We start from the raw sequence: 17,535 nt of genomic DNA, 5'->3' as shown, positions 1-17,535 counted from the left end.
AGTGAATCATTAGGGTGTCATACTAAGGCCCTCGAAGTATGACGTGGTAAAAAATATTACTCCAGTCACATGTTTCGAGAGCCTCAACATGACCCTATGCTCAGTTTTAGGCCATCGCTTTATTCAATGCAATGATGGCATTGTCAAAATCTTCGCGGGCAATCAGGAACTGTATGTTTACTTTACGCAAGGCAAAGCCGGCGCTTTTAATGTTGATGCCATTGTCTGCAAAGGCAGAAGCAGCGCGAGCAAGTAAACCCGGTTGATCCATGTTTGAGCCGATAAGGCAAACAAAAGCCATATTTTCAACAGTTACTTTTTCAAATTTATCTTCAAGCTCGTTGATTAATTTCTTCTGGAAATCCTTCTCCCAAATCACAACAGAAATGCTGTTTGCGCTTGTCGCCTTAAAGCTGTAGCTCACACCATATTTGGCAAACACCTGCATAATTTCCAAATCCGAACCCACGTTACCTACCATCAGCGGATCGTAAATATCAATCATGGTTACCTTTTTGGTGCCGGTAATTACTTCAACACGTTTGTGCGGGCAAATATAATCCTGGGTGATTAACGTGCCCGGGTGTTCAGGCTCAAAAGTGTTCTTGATACGCAGGTTGATGTTATTGATCTCCAAAGGTTTTGAAGCTTTCGGATGGATGGCTTCCATTCCAACGTCGGCAAGCTGATCGGCAACATCGTAGTTGGTAAAACCGATAGGCTGGCAGTTATCTACACCCACCAATACCGGGTCGGCGGTACATAAGTGATATTCTTTATGGATAATGGCCTCGGCGGGCTTAACCGCAACTGCAATTTTGCTGAAGGTAACTTCAGAATACCCGCGGTCAAACTCACGCATAATACCTTCGGTACCTTTAGTATATCCGGTTACAATGCAAATGGTTTTGCTGAAATCAATATGCTGAAACGCTTTTTTGATACGTTGGTCAATCGTGTAAGAACGATGGTCATCAAAGCCGCTGAGGTCAACCAACGTGGCATTAATATCCATGTTTTGCAGGATATTGGTAAAGTTAAACGCCGAATGCGTTTCGCCGATTGAAGCTAAGATCTCGCGTGCTGCCAATAGAATGCCTTCTTTGTTAACGTATCCTGATGACAAGATAGCAGAAAGGTTTTCCAGGTAACCTTGTGCCTTATTCACATGGCTTTCGATAAACTGATCGGCAACGGGGATGTTTAAACCCAGTTTTTCATAACCTTTATTGATCTCTTTAAGGCGTGCAGTAAGTTTTTTGAGCGGACTGCGAAAATCCTGGAAATTAGCCAGCTTATGGTAAACACCGGGCTTTCCGGTTTTCTTATCCTCAAGCAGCATGTTGGTAACGCCAGAAAAGGCAGAAACTACAAAAATGCGGTTGTAAAGTTGTTCGTCTTTCCGATTGAACAGTATGATATTGTTGATTACATCACCAAGGGCGGTCATGGATGTGCCGCCGATTTTTTCTACAGTTAACATTAAAAATTAGTTGTCGGTTATTAGTTATCAGTCTTTTTATGTTTTATTGGATTATCTGTTGTGAGGTTTACTGACAACAGACAACTCACAACAGACAACCGGTTAATCGTTCTTGTATAATACGCCAGCTTTATCTGCCGACATTTTAATTCCCTTAATCATGGCAGAGCTAAAGCCATTATGTTCCATTTCGTTTAAGCCTGCAATGGTACAACCCTTTGGCGAAGTTACCTTGTCAATTTCCTGCTCAGGGTGCGATGCGAGCTGTAACAACAAGTCTGCTGCTCCTTTTGCAGTTTGTGCTGCCATTTTCAGCGCATCATGTGCATGGAAGCCGATCTCGGTGCCGCCCTGCGATGCCGCGCGGATAGACCGTAAAAAGAAAGCAATACCGCATGCGCAAAGTGCAGTGGCCGATGTCATCAGTTCTTCGTTGATCTGGATGCTCACGCCAACGGTATCAAAAAGCGATTTTACAAGGGTTAAATTTTCTGCACTGGCATTTGTTGTGGCAATACAAGTCATTGATTGACCTATGGCAATTGCTGTATTTGGCATTGCACGTACTACCTGTATTTGCATACCTAAGTAGTTGCATATATCCTCGCAGCTAACGCCGGATATTACCGAAATTAATAAGTGCTTATCAGGATTAAGTGCGGGTTTGATTTCATCCAGCAGTTTGTTAAGCTGCTGCGGTAGTATGGCAAGCACAATGATATCAGCTTTGGCTACTGCCTCGCCGTTATCACTGGTTACATGGTACCCTACATGTGCAAGTGGCTGCAAAGCGGCAACGTTGCGGCGGGTTAATGTAATGTGCTGAGGCTTAAAAATATCTGCCTTTACCAATCCTTTAGCTAACGACAAGCCAATGTTGCCGCTGCCTAAAATGCTGATATGTTTGTTGTCCATTATTTTAATTGCTTAAACGGGTACCAAATGAATCACCTTTTTGCAGGGTGCCTAATTCATCTGCGTGGCCAATAATTACTGCGCTTACTCCACATGATATGGCTTTAAATGCATTATCCATTTTCGGCAGCATCCCGCTGTGGATGATCTGTTCTTTCTTCAGTTCTTCATAACGTTCCGGATCAATCTCCCTTATCAGCGATTCATCATCATTGATATCCTGTAAAACGCCTTTTTTCTCAAAGCAATATACCAGCGTAGTTTCATACAATGACGAAAGTGCTACGGCCAGGGCCGAAGCGATGGTATCGGCATTGGTGTTTAGTAACTGTCCATCGCCGTCATGTGTCAACGCAGAAAAAACAGGCGTGAAGCCAGCTTCCATTAAACGGCTGATGGCTTCTGCATCAACGGATTTATCATTTAAGTCGCCAACAAAGCCATAGTCAATAGTTTTAACCGGTCGTTTAACAGCTTTAATAAAATTCCCATCAGCACCTGTAAGCCCTATGGCATTGGTGCCGAAACGTTGTAGCTGGGCAACTATGTTTTTGTTGATCAATCCACCGTAAACCATGGTTACCACGCGTAAAGTTTCTATATCGGTGATACGGCGGCCATCTACCAGTTTAGCTTCTATGCCTAACGTGTCTGATAATTGGGTAGCAACCTTTCCGCCGCCATGCACCAGGATCTTATGCCCGGGCAGGGTGTAAAAGTCTTTCAGAAAATGGTAAAGATTTTCTGAATTATCTATTACGTTGCCGCCAATCTTTATAACGTGAAGTTTATTATCCTTTGCAGACATGCTTTTATATAATATTGTAAAGCTAAACGCCTCTGAGAGCCATTAGCCCACTAAAATAGTATATATTCCCCATTTTGGTGTCATAAATTGGTATTAACAGAAACATAACATGTTAAAGGCGGTTACTTTGTTTATCGAAATAGAAAATAACAGTATTATTGCCCTCTATGAAGTTACAAGAAACCACGCCCGGAACCCCTCGTATTGTAATTGTTGGCGGTGGATTTGGTGGCGTGCAGCTTGCCAAAAGACTGAATAAAAAACCTGTTGAAGTGCTTATGCTGGATAAGCATAATTACCATACTTTTCAACCTTTACTTTATCAGGTAGCCATGGGCGCTGTTGAAGCAGACGCCATTGGCTTTCCGCTGCGCAGGATATTCTACAAGCAGAAAAACTTCAACTTTCACCTCACTGAGGTTACCCGCATTAACCCGGAAAGCAATACGGTAACTACTTCCTCAATGGGAGATATCAAGTATGATTACCTGGTTATTGCTACAGGAGCCAATACTAACTTTTTCGGGAACAAGCAGATCGAGCATTTTACCATGCCCATGAAGAATATTCCGGAAGCGTTAAACATTCGCAGCCTGGTATTACAAAATCTTGAAAAAGCAGCCGCAACGGAAGACGAAGCCGAACGTAAAGCGCTGCTTACCTTTGTAATTGTCGGCGGTGGTCCAACGGGTGTAGAACTTGCAGGTGCGCTTGCAGAAATGCGGCTGCATATATTAGATACCGATTATCCTGATCTGCGTAAAGAGCATATGCGTGTATACATCGCCGAAGGTAAGGAAGTATTATTAGGCGCTTTTTCGGATAAAGCATCGGCAAAGGCGAAGGAATACCTGACCGAAAAAGGCGTGGTGATTTACAACAGCGTACACGTAACCAGTTACGATGGCGATTGCGTTAAAATTGATAACGGGATCAACATCAAATGTAAAAACGTGTTTTGGGCGGCAGGCGTAAAGGGCGAAGTGCCTGACGGTTTGCCATCGGGAATTGTAGTTAGGGGCAACCGTATAGAAACTGACGAGATCAATCGTGTTAAAGGCTTCGAAAATATTTTTGCCATAGGCGATGTGGCCGCAAGTATCTCACCTCAATATCCTAATGGCCATCCCGGGGTTGCACCTGCTGCTATGCAGCAGGGACAGCATCTGGCTAAAAACCTGGTGGCATTGGTGCAAGGGAAACCTACAGAACCCTTTGTTTATCATGATAAGGGCAGTATGGCTACTGTGGGGCGCAACCAGGCAGTTGCCGATCTTGGTAAGCTGAAGTTCCATGGTTTTGTAGCCTGGCTGCTATGGATGTTCGTCCACCTCATGTCCTTAGCAGGCTTTGCCAATAAGGTAATTGTTTTTGCAAGCTGGGCAATAAATTATATTACCAAAAATAGTGATAACCGGATGATTGTCAGGTATTTTGATAATGAAACGATGATGACAGACCCTGTTGCGAAGTAAACAATTTGGGAATAGTCAGGTTTAGTGAATAAGCCGTTACCGAACACAGCATTAAGCTGTTGAAATGTATGTTGCAGATGCTGTTTGCGACTTGGTTTATTGACTGTTTACCATGGATTTATTTGCAATTATTGCTCTTCTTGTAATAGTAAGCGCTGGTTATTCTTATATCAACGCGCGATTTATAAAGCTCCCGATTACCATAGGCATTATGCTGATTGCCACTGTGGTTTCCATACTCATCATTGTATTTGACAGCGTTAATCCTGCCTTTTCTAAATATCTTACCTCATTAGCCAGAAACATTGATTTTTCAGAAGCTGTACTGAACATTATGCTGGGCTTCCTGCTTTTTTCCGGGTCGTTTAACATTGATGCGCACAAGCTTAAACGCGAGATGCGGCCTGTGCTTTTATTAAGTACTATCGGTGTTATGTTATCCACTGCCGCGTTCGGAGGCATGTTTTACGGTGTAATGACCCTCTTACACATCAAAATTCCGCTATTATACTGTTTTTTGTTCGGGGCGCTTGTGTCACCTACCGATGCGGTTGCTGTATCGGCCATTATTACCAAATCAAAGCTTCCTGCTCACCTTGAAACCATCATCACCGGCGAATCACTTTTTAATGATGGGGTAGGGCTGGTCATGTTTATTACCATTTTAGAGCTTGTACAACGCAATACTATGCACGTCGACATCAGCAAAACGCTGCTTTTGTTTGTTCGTGAAGTGTTTGGGGGCGTGGGCTTGGGTTTGATCTGTGGTTATCTTGTTAACCGCATGATGCATTCCATCGACGATTTTCAAACCATTGTTCTGCTGTCATTAGGCCTGGTTATGGGGTTATCGGTAATGGGCACTATATGGCATCTGTCTGTACCCTTGGCGGTAGTTTCGGCCGGTATTATTAACAGTATCCGATCAATTAACAGTACTAAACGGGAAACATCCCACCAGTCGCTCGAAAGATTCTGGAAGCTGATAGACGAAATACTGAACACCATTTTGTTTGTCATGATCGGCTTGCAGATCATCGAACTCCCATTCCTTAATAATTACTGGATAACAGGAACGGTTTCCATTGTTTTGATTTTGATTGCACGCTGGATCAGCATTATGATTCCACTTACGTTTTTGCGCCGTTCGTTAAATATCAACTACAGCAATGTCAATATACTAACCTGGGCAGGATTAAGAGGAGGCATATCCATCGCGCTTGCATTGTCTCTGCCGCACAATCATTTTAGGTATGTGATTTTAGCGGGGGCCTATTTTGTGGTTATATTTTCTGTAATAGTGCAAGGGTTATCGTTAAATAAATTGATCGGCCGCAGTTATAAAGATGTTGATCCGTCAATATAATTGGTGTGTCATTAAGACACATTTGTTAAACTAAAAGTCTTTTTTACCGTTTTGATAGTAGCTAAATCAAACAATTATGTCATTATTAAAAGATAAAGTAGCCATAGTAACCGGGGCCGGTTCGGGCATTGGAAAAGCCGTTGCGTTAAAGTATGCAGAAGCAGGAGCAAAAGTAATTGTAAGTGATATCGTTGAAGAAAATGGGCAGAAGGTTGCTGAGCAAATAAAGCAGAGCGGATGCGAAGCCTTCTTTATTAAAGCAGATACAGCCAAACCGGAAGATAACGAGGCCTTGGTAAAACAGACTGTTGAAAAATATGGTGCGTTGCACATTAGCTGTAATAATGCGGGTATAGGCGGACCGACTTCTCCAGTAGGAGAGTATCCATTGGATGGATGGGACAAGGTGATCAGCATTAACCTTAATGGCGTTTTTTACGGAATGCGCTACCAGATACCGGCAATTTTAAGCAGTGGTGGCGGTGCAATCATTAACATGGCCTCTATATTAGGGCAGGTTGGTTTTGCAAATTCAGCTGCTTATGCAGCAGCAAAGCATGGTGTAGTAGGGCTTACGCAAACAGCAGCGGTTGAATATGCTTCAAAAGGCTTGCGTATAAATGCTATTGGACCAGGTTTTATCAATACACCATTAATAGAAAAATCATTAGACGAAACTGCAAGACAAGCTTTGGTAGGCTTGCACCCGATAGGCCGTTTAGGTGAAGCTGATGAGGTAGCAGAATTAGTGCTTTGGCTAAGCTCAGACAAAGCATCATTTGTAACCGGTTCTTATTATAATATTGATGGCGGTTATTTGGCCAGGTAAATGCTAAAAAGCCGCACTGAAAATTCTGTGCGGCTTCTTACTTTTCTTTACTCATGTAAGTAGCAATGTCCCAGTCGGTTTGGTGGGGGCTTGCATTGAGCGTACTGATGATATTTTGTTTTTCCTGGTCTGAACGGTTTTGGCTCAGTTTCTTTTTGCCTTGCAGATCGGTAACTAACAGCTCAAACGCAACAATCCCTTTTAGCATTTTTAGCTTGTAGTCCATCGATAGGCCATTCCATTGCTGCATGTAATTGGCATCATAGCTTGCTATCATTTCTTCCAGCATGGTAAGCTTTTGCTGTTCATCGTTAACAATGGTTATATCGCCGTAGGCATGCACCGCTATGTAATTCCAGGTGGGAACATTTTGCTGCTTCTCGTAATTGCTCGGCGAAATATAAGCATGGGGTTCGGTGAAAATGACCAGTGCCTTATTTTCAGTAAGTGATTGCGACTGTGAGTTAGCTAATGCAAGATGAGAGGATAAGATCAAGTTTTCACCGTCCTGGCGTACAGTGAAGGGGATATGTGTAGCAACAGGCAAAGCATTTTCAATAGTAACCAGTGTGCCGAAGCTGTACTTTTTAATAAAGCTGATGGCTTCATCGTGATCGCTGATTTGAAAATGCTTTGGGATATACATGCTACAGATTTTCTAACATTTGTTTTAAGACAGCCTGAGCCGCCCAAACACGATTACCCGCCTCATGCACAACTATAGAATTGTCGCTATCTAATACCTCATCAGAAAGCTCTACGTTGCGCCTTACCGGTAAACAATGCATCACTTTTGCATTATCGGTGATTTTAAGCTTGTCGGCAGTCAACATCCAGTCTGCGTTACCGGGCAGCACCTGGCCGTATGGCTCATAGGCTGACCAGTTTTTAACGTACACAAAATCAGCATCTTTTAATGCCTCATCCTGGTTATAAGTTATGGTGGCCCCGTTAGTAAATTCGGTGCTTAGCTCATAGCCTTTGGGTTGAGCAATTACAAAATCAACATCGGCTTTGCACATCCATTCGGCAAATGAGTTGGGTACTGCCTGCGGAAGAGCCTTAACGTGCGGCGCCCAGGTCAATACTACTTTAGGGCGATCTTTAGTTTTTAACTCCTCAATAGTGATCAGGTCGGCAAGGCTTTGCAGTGGATGGCGGGTTGCGGACTCCAAACTTACCACCGGAACGCCGCAGTATTGCACAAACTTATTAAACACCTGCTCGCTGTAATCTTCATCGCGATCTTTCAACCCCGGGAAGGAACGTATACCAATAATATCAACATACTGGCCTAAAACGGCTGCTGCTTCTTTTACGTGCTCAACAGAGTTGCCGTTCATTACGGCGCCGTCCTGCATCTCCAAAGCCCAGCCTTCTTTATCCATATTCAGCACCATTACGTTCATGCCTAAGTTTAAGGCAGCCTTCTGGGTACTCATTCGGGTACGCAAACTTGGATTTAAAAATACAAGTCCAATAGTTTTATTTTTACCTAACTGCTGAAATGCATACGGATCTTTTTTTAATTGTAATCCTTCTGCAACCAGTGTGTTGATATCTTGTACGTCGTTTACGGATGTAAAAAGTTTCATGTTTATAAGCTTAAAGCTAAAAGCCTAAAGTTTAAAGCTAATTATTAATTAAGTACTGTTTTAAAAGCTTCCAGAAATCTGTCGGCGTAAGTTTTAGTTAAATTGAGAGCCGGTAATAGCCTTACTACATTTGGTTTAGCTTCGCCGGTGAAAATGTGATGTTTGTAAAGCAAATCCTTACGTACATGCGCTAACTCTTCAGGCAATTCAATGCCAATCATTAAGCCACGTCCGCGAATCTCTTTTACCTTATTAAACTTTTTAAGCTCTTCTATCAGGTAACCACCAACGTCTGTTGCATTTTGCATCAGGTTATCGCGCTCCATTACCTCCAATACTGCTAAACCTGCAGCACAAGCCAAATGGTTACCGCCGAAAGTGGTGCCCAGCATACCATAAACAGGCTGTATTTTTGGCGATATAATAATACCACCAATAGGGAAGCCATTGCCCATACCTTTTGCCATGCTATAGATGTCGGCATCTACGCCTGCAAAGTCGTGAGAAAAGAACTTTCCTGTACGGCCATAACCACACTGTACACTATCCGCAATGAAAACAGCGTTATATTCGTCGCACAGTGTACGGATTTTTTTCAGGAAATCGATAGGGGCTACCTGGATACCGCCAACACCTTGTATACCTTCAATAATTACTGATGATATTTCGTTGTTTTTAAAAGCCTCTTCAAGAGCTGCTTCATCTGCCCAAGGCAGAAAGATCACGTTATCGGTTTCGTTAACAGGGGCAACAATCTTAGGATTGTCTGTCACAGCTACTGCTAAAGATGTACGGCCGTGAAATGATTTGCGGAAAGCGATTACCTTCTTTTTACCATTATAAAATGATGCCAGTTTCAAGGCATTCTCGTTAGCCTCGGCGCCAGAGTTGCATAAAAATAGCTGATATTCTGTTTTGCCAGATACCTGGCCAAGCTTCTCGGCTAATTCTTTCTGTAAAGGAATTTCAATCGAATTGGAATAGAAACCGATCTTATGCAGCTGGTCTTCCAAACGGCTTACATAATGCGGGTTAGTATGGCCGATTGATATTACAGCATGTCCGCCATAAAGGTCTAAATATTCAGTTCCTTTATCGTCATATACTAAACTTCCAATACCCTTAACAATTTCAATGGGATTAATTGGATAAACGTCAAATAGTTTCATTTTTTATTAAAGCTTAAAGCAGAAAGCGCAAAGCCAAAAGCTATTTACTTTCTAATAGTTTTAATGAGGCCAATCAGCATTGCTTTGACTTCATTGATTTGTGAATTAACGTTTTGATATAATACTTCGTCAATGTATGAAAGATCCCTACAAAGCAAGCTACAGTATTCCAGTTCATGTATTGAACCCAGTGCCATGTCTAAAAAGTGGGTGAAATCTTTTTCAGTGAATCTACCACTGCCTTCAACAATATTTAAGGGGACAGAATAAGAAGCTCTTTTAGTCTGACTTTTTAGATCAAACTGTTCATGTGAAGGGAATTTTGGTAATATGTTCAAATACACAAACAGGTTTAGTTCGTGTGCTTTTTTCCATATTTCTAATTTTTTATAATCCCTCATCTTGTTCTGTCTTAGCTTTCAGCTTTTACCTTTTTGCTTTAAGCTACTTTCACCTAAAATGCCGCTGCTTTCAATTTCAAACCAGCTGTTTCCTCCAGTCCAAAGATCAAGTTCATGTTCTGCACTGCTTGCCCGGATGCACCCTTAAGTAGATTATCCATAATGCTGATGATAAAAAGCTTATTGCCTTTTTTCTGTACCTGGATAAAGCATTTATTAGTGTTCACAATCTGCTTAAGGTCAATGTTACGGGTAGTAACATGCGTAAACGGGTGCGAAGTATAATAATCTGTATATAATTTAACGGCTTCCTCGGCAGTTAAATCGCTGTTTAAGTATATCGAGGCAATAATGCCTCGTGTAAAGTCGCCCCGGTAAGGTATAAAGTTTACATCCTGCTCAAAGTTATCCTGCAACTGTTTAAGTGATTGCTTAATTTCCTTTAAATGCTGATGATCAAAAGCTTTATAAACAGATAGGTTATCATTACGCCATGTAAAGTGCGAAGTTGGCGAAAGACTTTGGCCTGCACCGGTAGAACCAGTAGTAGCAGTAATGTGTACTTCGCTGTTCAATAAGTTTTTTGATGCTAATGGCAATAAGCCCAGTTGAAGGCATGTTGCAAAACAACCCGGATTGGCAATGTTATCTGCTTTTTTTATAGCACCGCGTTGTAACTCCGGTAGTCCGTACACAAAGTTGCGTGTTGCTGGCTGATTGTCGCCGGATAAATTTTCGTAAGCTATGGATGATTTTTCTGTATGGCGGAAGTCCTGGCTTAGATCAATGATCTTAATGTTGGCAGGGAACGGGTTCGCTTCCAGAAACTTACGGGCATCCCCATGTCCAACGCAAAGGAACAATACATCGATGTTGTAATTAAATACATCAGTGAACTTAAGGGCGGTATCACCAAAAAGATCGGTATGCACTTCATATACAAAATTGCCTGCGTTACTGTTGCTGTGTATAAAAGCAATATCAACAGATGGGTGGTTTACCAGTATGCGTAACAGTTCGCCACCGGTATAACCGGCACCGCCTATAATACCGGCTTTTATTTTTTCGCCACCGGCTAAAGGCACCATTACAGTAGGTATACCTGTGTTAGCAGTTGATCCTGTCATTTTTTGTTGATGGTTGTGAGTATAGAATAAATTCAAGGTCGTGGTTACCGTTGTTAATGATACGGTGCCTGCTTCCTGCTTTAATTTCAATACCCTGATGCGCTGATAAAGTCTTTACTTCCTGATCTATCTCAAAAGTTGCTTCGCCGTTAAGGATGAAGAAGAACTGATTGGCATAAGCATGATAATGCAATTCCTCTTTTGTGCCGGTAGGCATTAACTCCTGTTTTACAGATAGATCGTCACGATCTATATAGTTCCAGCCGATGCAATTATCTCCCCAGTAATACTGGTTTAAAGCAGAGTTTTTGTCAATCGGCTGGTTCATGTTTAGCTATTTACTTTATGGTAGATCATTACCTGGTTACCAAAGATCTTTGAGAACCCTTTTACGTCCTCACCGGTCCAGGCATTGTTCATTTCTCCGTAGCTGCCAAATTTGCTCGACATCAGGTCGTGATCAGATTCGATGCCAGTCACCTGGAAACGATATGGATAAAGCTGCACATAAACCTTACCACTCACTTTATCTTGCGTGCTGTTTAAAAAGGCTTCAATGTCGCGCATGATCGGGTCATGAAATTGTCCTTCATGCAACCAGTTACCATAGAAAGATGATAATTGGTCTTTCCATGAAAGCTGCCATTTGGTAAGCACGTGTTTTTCAAGCGTATGGTGTGCTTTGATAATCACGATAGGCGCAGCTGCTTCGAAACCTACACGGCCTTTAATTCCGATAATGGTATCGCCAACGTGTATGTCGCGACCAATGCCGTAAGGCTGTGCTATAGCTTGTAAAGCCTGTATAGCTTTGGTAGGGTGATCGTACTTTTTACCGTCGATAGCAACCAGTTCGCCCTTTACAAATTCAAGCTCAATATTTTTAGGCTCGCTTTCAGTTACCTGTGTAGGCCATGCTTCTTCTGGCAGGCCAAGGTTTGATGTTAAGGTCTCTTTACCACCCACAGATGTGCCCCATATACCTTTGTTGATAGAGTATTTCGCTTTTTCGAAATTCATTTCAACACCGTGTTTTTTCAGGTATTCGATCTCTTCCTCGCGGCTTAGCTTCAGGTCGCGGATAGGGGTAAGGATCTGAACATTCGGGATCAGGATATTAAAGATCATGTCGAAACGAACCTGATCATTACCTGCACCAGTACTGCCATGGGCAACGTATTCGGCATTTATTTCTTTTGCGTAGTTGGCAATAGCTGTAGCCTGGCTAACGCGCTCTGCACTTACAGAAAGCGGATAGGTGTTATTTTTTAGTACGTTACCGAAGGTAAGATACTTAATACAGGTATTGTAGAAGTTTTCAGTCTCATCAACCACATGGTGCGATGTTACACCCATTTGGTAAGCGCGCTCTTCAACCGCTTTTAATTCTTCATCGCTGAAGCCACCGGTATTTACAATTACCGAGTGTACTTCCATACCCAGATCCCGGGTTAAATAGATACAGCAAAAAGAGGTATCAAGGCCGCCGCTATAGGCTAAAACTACTTTTTTCTTCATGATATGTTTAATCGAATAGTTTATGGATGAGAGCTGCTGCTCCTACAATAGTGAGTATTTTATGGGTACGCATTTTAAGCGCCTGCTCAATACGCTCGAGCAAAGTTGCTTTATGTGCAATCTTCTTAAATTTTTCTTCCTCAAACTTCTGTTTTTCGGCAGGGTCATAAAGCATGGCAGTGCACATACAGTTCTTACGCTCTTTGCTCATCAATATGTCGTAGTTAACGCAACTGCGGCAACCCTTCCAAAACTCTTCATCCTGCGTAAGTTCTGAATAGGTTACAGGCTCGTAACCAAGCTCTGAGTTGATCTTCATGACGGCTAAGCCGGTGGTTAAACCGAAGATTTTTGAGTTAGGATATTTTTTACGCGAAAGCTGAAATATTACGTGTTTAATAGCTTTAGCCAAACCTGCTTTACGAAACTCGGGATTAACAATAAGCCCCGAATTAGCAACGAAGTCGCCGTGGCTCCATGTTTCAATGTAGCAGAAACCCGCCCATCTGCCGTCTTTATGTAAAGCGATAACAGCTTTACCTTCAAGCATTTTGTTGGCCACATATTCGGGCGAGCGTTGCGCTATACCGGTACCACGGGCTTTAGCAGATTCTGCCATCTCTACTGTAATTTGCTCTGCAAAGTCAACGTGCTTTTCGGATGCAACTATAATATCAAAATCTTGTATGGTCATTTATAAACCCTTTAACGTTGGCGTAATGCCGTTATAAATAAAATGTTTTAGGGAAAAAGTGTTTTACACTTTTCAGGATCAGGTCAGTTTAAGTCAGCGCTTAAATCAAACCCGTGGAATATAGATCCTTCGTCGAGAGGGAGAGATAACAAAATCAGTGAAACTCAAAGCAACAGTAACAGGTGCAAAATTTGCCCTGCAAACTGGTTTATATGTGCCCTGAACGTTCATTTTTTATAGTGTTGTACTGTTTTGTAATTTGGTGCAAATTATTGCATAATTTTTTATTTATGCAAGTAAAAAATGTGATTGTTATGTAATTAATATTCAGGGCCGCCAAAACAATCAACCACCATAAAATAAAATTCATTTATGTTGCTATTAATTTTAGTAAAATAGGTTACTTTGCATCTGTATATGTCATTGTTTATTGCATCATTAAATTCGGGGAGTAACGGGAATTGTTATTACGTGGGTAATAGCACAGAGGCGGTGTTAATTGATGCCGGAATATCATGCAGGGAAACCGAAAAGCGCATGACGAGGATTGGCCTTAGCATGGACAACGTGAAAGCAATCTTTGTTTCGCACGAACATTCTGATCATATCAATGGCATCCCGGTGCTACAACGCAAGTATCAGTTGCCGGTTTATATCACAAGCGGCACACACCTTTACAGCCGCATGCTGTTGAACGACCAGCTTATACAGTCCTTTACGGCTTATCAGCCTGTGCAGATTGGCAGCTTGTCGATAACTGCATTCCCTAAGTTTCATGATGCTTCTGAACCGCACAGTTTTACCGTATCGAGCAATGGGGTTAAAATCGGAGTGATCACGGATATTGGTTCTGCATGCGAGCATGTGGTGCGCAATTTTGCCGAATGCCATGCTGCTTTTTTAGAAGCTAATTACGATGAACAAATGCTGATGGGCGGGCGTTACCCTTATCATTTAAAACGCCGTATTAGCGGGGGAAGGGGGCATTTGTCTAACTCGCAGGCTTTAGAGTTATTTAAGAAGCACAAACCGGCTTACATGAGCCACCTGCTGTTGGCGCATTTATCAAAAGACAATAACAGTCCCGAACTGGTAAAGGGTTTATTTGATGAATATGCCGGGGAAACCGAAATTGTTGTGGCCTCAAGATATAATGAGTCGGCTGTTTATCATATCACTGCCGAACCTAACAGACAAAAAAGAAAGGCTGTACAGTTTACCACTATACAGCCTGTTCAATATTCTTTATTCTGATACTATCTTCCGCGAGCGTCAAAAGTATGTACCTCATCTGTAGTAAATGGTGAATAAGTACTAAATATTCCAAGTCCGAACACTAATAGTCCTAAAGCAAAATGTGGTATCCACACATTGTTGGAGAACGCCCATAAAAATGGCGAAACCATCACAATAAATCCTACAAAAGTAGTAAGTGTTAAATTGGTTGCGATTGGGAACACTTTGATAAATCCACCGGTTGTGCTGAATATAGACATGATGGTAATCATGCTACCAATACACAACGGCATAAACAAGGCAGCGCCACCAAACTTATAAAAGCCGAATAACCAAGGGGACGATGCTAATAAAATACCTAAAATATAAGCTAATACGCCTTGAGCTTTTGGTGAAATAAATGGTTTCATGTAATGTTATTGAAGTCTTATTGTTTGCAAAATCAAATCTGATGCAATATTGCTAAAAACAAGTCAAAAAAGCATTTGTTCTTTCAAAAAAAATTAAACTAATGTGAGGGCGATGAAATTAGGTCAGGAGATACTAAAAATCACGAACAAAATTTATCAACCTCTGAGTTGGATAGACACAACTTTTAGCAGGTACGACCTATCCTTTAAAACTGATGAAAAGGGAAGGCCAATACTATTATTTATCGGTCAGCGAAAGGATGACGGAACTATAAAAGGCGAACGTTTTGCACGCCGCATTTTAGAGAATGAAAACGGTGAATTAATTAAAGATCATTGGGATAACAAAGGCAAAATAAATTAGATCATTTATCAGCCGTATCCTTTACTAAGGGGGCCATAATTAATTTGCTCCAACCCTGGCTATTGTTTCTGCGGCCTTTTTTACGGTCATCCATTACTTTCTTCACTTTTATAGCATATTGCCAGCAAGTACTTTGCCTTATGCCAAGTTTTTCAGATAATTGATAGGATGATATCGTGCCCTTGCTGGTGTACATCAGATATACCAGGTAAAAAGCCTTGTTAATAGGTATGCGGCTATTTTGAAAGATAGTATTAAATAATACTGACTCTTCATAACCGCATTTGGTACAACGGCGGCTATGCGGGGCACGACCGGTATTGTAAGTTTTATTGTTGCATTTAATACAGCTAAAGCCTTTGTTCCATTTAATTTCTGCTAAAAACTTATTGCATTTTTCCTGGTCGGGATATTTGGCGCTAAACTCTTCGAAAGAAAGCTCGGTTGATAAAGCCAGTGCATCAGTCGCTTTTTCAAAATTATCTTTCAGCTGAATATTATCTTTTTCAAGCAATACGTTCATCCGCGAAATTTCTGCTGCCTGTTCTTCTAACTGATGGTTTATGGTTACCAATTCAAGATTTTGCTGTTCAATAATATGTGCCTGTTCTAAAATCTCCTGAGATTTTTCAACTACCTCACGTGTTCTTTTGGCTACCTGAATCTCCAGCTCCTGGTTAATAGAGTCCTTTAACTGGCTATTAATATTCATTTGCCTTATCATTTCCTCGCGGGCTTCTTCCTTTTCCTTTCTCAGCACACGTACCTGGTCGCCAATGGCAAAAGACAGGAATACCATTTCCATAATAAAACTAAAGCTTAAACTATAATGTCCGATGTAGCCGGGAAAGAAAAGCTGGTAGCCAAGCACTGTACATGCTTTAAACAAAAAGCCAAGCAATAGTACACTGTATCCCAGTACAAAAAAGCGTGCGGGTTTATATCCTTTGCGCCAAATGGTAATACCTGTATAGTAAGCCATAAATAGCGGCACAAACTCAATGAATTTGTAATAGAACAGGCTTTTATCAAACAGCAGGCAGAATAAAAAGTAAACCGAACGGGCGATGATCAGGTAATTAAGAACATTATACAATTTGGGAGCCTGAGTTTTAACCCTTAACAGATCGCGTGTAAATATTAAAGCAAAAATGCTGATGCAAAACAGGGCAGTGCCATAGGCATATTGATTCCAATGCGGCGAGTTTGGCCACAGAAATTGAAATGCAATACCATCTGTACACATTTCATAAACACCGATGCTTAAAATATACAATACGTAAATCAGATATTCCCGTTTACGTATGGCAATGAACATGAGTAAGTTATGAAAGCAGAATATCAGGATCATTCCGTAGAATAAGCCATACGTAAGGTATTCTGTTATGGCATAATGGATAAAATAGGGGATGGTGCGGTATACAATGATAGCATTGATACTTTCTTTAGATTTTATTTTAAAGTAATAAGTTCGAACACCTGCTGATTTAGCTTCTATCGGAAACTCGAAGTTTTTATGCAGAAATGATCTTTTTGAAAATGGAACCGCAGATCCGGCAGTACTCTTAATGTAATTCCCATGCTCATCGGGCATGTAAATAGATACATGGTCTATCGTCTGGTCAAAAAACTCAAATACGGCGGAAGGGGATATATCTTCGGTATATCTTACTGTAATCTTATACCAGTAAGCAGACTGATGATGATAGTTTTTAGGGTAGTAGCCTGGATTATTCTTAAAGTTTTTTTGAAAGTCAGCGCTGCTGATCTGGTTAAACGTAAACTGGTCTCCGGCATCTTCCAGCCATTTAATATCAGCAGTATGAAATATAACCTGCTTTGTGGAGTTATCAATATTCACGATCTGCTGGGCATGAGCAGTAGTTAATATCAACAAGAAAAAAAACAGACAACGTAAACGTTTTACCATCAAATAATTTTAGAATGATTTATAATTGGTTTTATGCAGTTAAAATGCGCTTCAGTGCGTTCTATAAAGATATTTGAGGCACTTTTAATATCAAAGCATTGTAAATTATTTGAAACATTGGAATAATTATAACGTTGTAGCTTACAATTCTTGTAATAGTTTTTAATCTTTGTTGGAAAACTAAGAATAACCGTTTTTCTTACAATTAAAGCAAA

At 41.2% G+C, this 17,535-nt stretch carries 18 protein-coding genes; 5 read left to right on the top strand and 13 right to left on the bottom strand.

Annotated features, from left to right (window positions below):
- Window positions 1–106: 106 nt before the first annotated feature.
- The 3 genes from PQ461_RS12630 to argB form a co-directional block, all read right to left on the bottom strand.
- On the bottom strand, window positions 107–1,483 hold the full coding sequence (locus tag PQ461_RS12630; RefSeq protein WP_274205885.1) for an aspartate kinase: 1,377 nt from the start codon (window positions 1,481–1,483) through the stop codon (window positions 107–109).
- Window positions 1,484–1,585: 102 nt separating this feature from the next.
- Window positions 1,586–2,398 (bottom strand): pyrroline-5-carboxylate reductase, encoded by an 813-nt coding sequence (gene proC, locus PQ461_RS12625; RefSeq protein ID WP_274205884.1) that lies wholly within the window; start codon window positions 2,396–2,398, stop codon window positions 1,586–1,588.
- Window positions 2,399–2,402: 4 nt separating this feature from the next.
- On the bottom strand, window positions 2,403–3,206 hold the full coding sequence (gene argB, locus PQ461_RS12620) for an acetylglutamate kinase (protein WP_274205883.1): 804 nt from the start codon (window positions 3,204–3,206) through the stop codon (window positions 2,403–2,405).
- 167 nt (window positions 3,207–3,373) lie between these two features.
- Between argB and PQ461_RS12615 the strand changes: the two genes are divergently transcribed.
- From PQ461_RS12615 to PQ461_RS12605, 3 genes are all read left to right on the top strand, one after another.
- A complete protein-coding gene (locus PQ461_RS12615) occupies window positions 3,374–4,681 on the top strand; it encodes an NAD(P)/FAD-dependent oxidoreductase (RefSeq protein WP_274205882.1) in 1,308 nt (435 codons plus the stop codon).
- A 112-nt stretch (window positions 4,682–4,793) separates the two neighbouring features.
- Window positions 4,794–6,047 (top strand): cation:proton antiporter, encoded by a 1,254-nt coding sequence (locus PQ461_RS12610; protein WP_274205881.1) that lies wholly within the window; start codon window positions 4,794–4,796, stop codon window positions 6,045–6,047.
- 76 nt (window positions 6,048–6,123) lie between these two features.
- A complete protein-coding gene (locus PQ461_RS12605) occupies window positions 6,124–6,876 on the top strand; it encodes an SDR family NAD(P)-dependent oxidoreductase (RefSeq protein ID WP_274205880.1) in 753 nt (250 codons plus the stop codon).
- Window positions 6,877–6,913: 37 nt separating this feature from the next.
- Here the strand turns inward: PQ461_RS12605 and PQ461_RS12600 are convergent, their stop codons facing one another.
- Genes PQ461_RS12600 through PQ461_RS12565 form a run of 8 tightly spaced genes read right to left on the bottom strand, consistent with a single transcriptional unit; the run spans window position 6,914 to window position 13,380 of the window.
- Window positions 6,914–7,522 carry an FMN-binding negative transcriptional regulator gene (locus PQ461_RS12600; protein ID WP_274205879.1) on the bottom strand — a complete coding sequence of 203 codons (609 nt, stop codon included), beginning with the start codon at window positions 7,520–7,522 and terminating at the stop codon, window positions 6,914–6,916.
- Between the two features lies 1 nt (window position 7,523).
- The gene (locus PQ461_RS12595; RefSeq protein WP_274205878.1) at window positions 7,524–8,471 is read right to left on the bottom strand and encodes an N-acetylornithine carbamoyltransferase; all 948 of its coding nucleotides are present in this window, start codon (window positions 8,469–8,471) and stop codon (window positions 7,524–7,526) included.
- 44 nt (window positions 8,472–8,515) lie between these two features.
- Window positions 8,516–9,640: an aspartate aminotransferase family protein gene (locus tag PQ461_RS12590; RefSeq protein WP_274205877.1), complete on the bottom strand. Its 1,125-nt coding sequence runs from the start codon at window positions 9,638–9,640 to the stop codon at window positions 8,516–8,518.
- A gap of 44 nt (window positions 9,641–9,684) precedes the next feature.
- Window positions 9,685–10,041 carry a four helix bundle protein gene (locus tag PQ461_RS12585; RefSeq protein ID WP_274205876.1) on the bottom strand — a complete coding sequence of 119 codons (357 nt, stop codon included), beginning with the start codon at window positions 10,039–10,041 and terminating at the stop codon, window positions 9,685–9,687.
- Window positions 10,042–10,094: 53 nt separating this feature from the next.
- Window positions 10,095–11,129, bottom strand: coding sequence for an N-acetyl-gamma-glutamyl-phosphate reductase (argC, locus tag PQ461_RS12580; RefSeq protein ID WP_274304009.1), 1,035 nt, complete (start codon window positions 11,127–11,129; stop codon window positions 10,095–10,097).
- A gap of 19 nt (window positions 11,130–11,148) precedes the next feature.
- Window positions 11,149–11,496, bottom strand: coding sequence for a cupin domain-containing protein (locus tag PQ461_RS12575; RefSeq protein ID WP_274205875.1), 348 nt, complete (start codon window positions 11,494–11,496; stop codon window positions 11,149–11,151).
- Window positions 11,497–11,498: 2 nt separating this feature from the next.
- Entirely contained in the window at window positions 11,499–12,686 is a 1,188-nt protein-coding gene (argG, locus tag PQ461_RS12570; protein ID WP_274205874.1) for an argininosuccinate synthase, read from the bottom strand.
- A 7-nt stretch (window positions 12,687–12,693) separates the two neighbouring features.
- A complete protein-coding gene (locus PQ461_RS12565) occupies window positions 12,694–13,380 on the bottom strand; it encodes a GNAT family N-acetyltransferase (RefSeq protein WP_274205873.1) in 687 nt (228 codons plus the stop codon).
- Between the two features lie 417 nt (window positions 13,381–13,797).
- Here PQ461_RS12565 and PQ461_RS12560 point away from each other — a divergent pair, with 417 nt between their 5' ends.
- Window positions 13,798–14,634: an MBL fold metallo-hydrolase gene (locus PQ461_RS12560; RefSeq protein WP_274205872.1), complete on the top strand. Its 837-nt coding sequence runs from the start codon at window positions 13,798–13,800 to the stop codon at window positions 14,632–14,634.
- Between the two features lie 2 nt (window positions 14,635–14,636).
- Here PQ461_RS12560 and PQ461_RS12555 read toward each other — a convergent pair whose 3' ends face one another.
- Window positions 14,637–15,026, bottom strand: coding sequence for an SPW repeat domain-containing protein (locus PQ461_RS12555; RefSeq protein ID WP_274205871.1), 390 nt, complete (start codon window positions 15,024–15,026; stop codon window positions 14,637–14,639).
- A 112-nt stretch (window positions 15,027–15,138) separates the two neighbouring features.
- On the opposite strand from PQ461_RS12555, the gene PQ461_RS12550 reads away from it, so the two are divergent.
- Window positions 15,139–15,390 (top strand): hypothetical protein, encoded by a 252-nt coding sequence (locus PQ461_RS12550; RefSeq protein WP_274205870.1) that lies wholly within the window; start codon window positions 15,139–15,141, stop codon window positions 15,388–15,390.
- Between the two features lies 1 nt (window position 15,391).
- On the opposite strand, the gene PQ461_RS12545 is transcribed toward PQ461_RS12550, so the two are convergent.
- The gene (locus tag PQ461_RS12545; RefSeq protein WP_274205869.1) at window positions 15,392–17,320 is read right to left on the bottom strand and encodes a 7TM diverse intracellular signaling domain-containing protein; all 1,929 of its coding nucleotides are present in this window, start codon (window positions 17,318–17,320) and stop codon (window positions 15,392–15,394) included.
- Between the last annotated feature and the right edge of the window lie 215 nt (window positions 17,321–17,535).

The organism is Mucilaginibacter sp. KACC 22063 (assembly GCF_028736115.1).
Lineage (GTDB): Bacteria > Bacteroidota > Bacteroidia > Sphingobacteriales > Sphingobacteriaceae > Mucilaginibacter.
The sequence above is the reverse complement of the archived record's forward strand: the minus strand, read 5'-3'. Positions and strand labels throughout refer to the sequence as shown.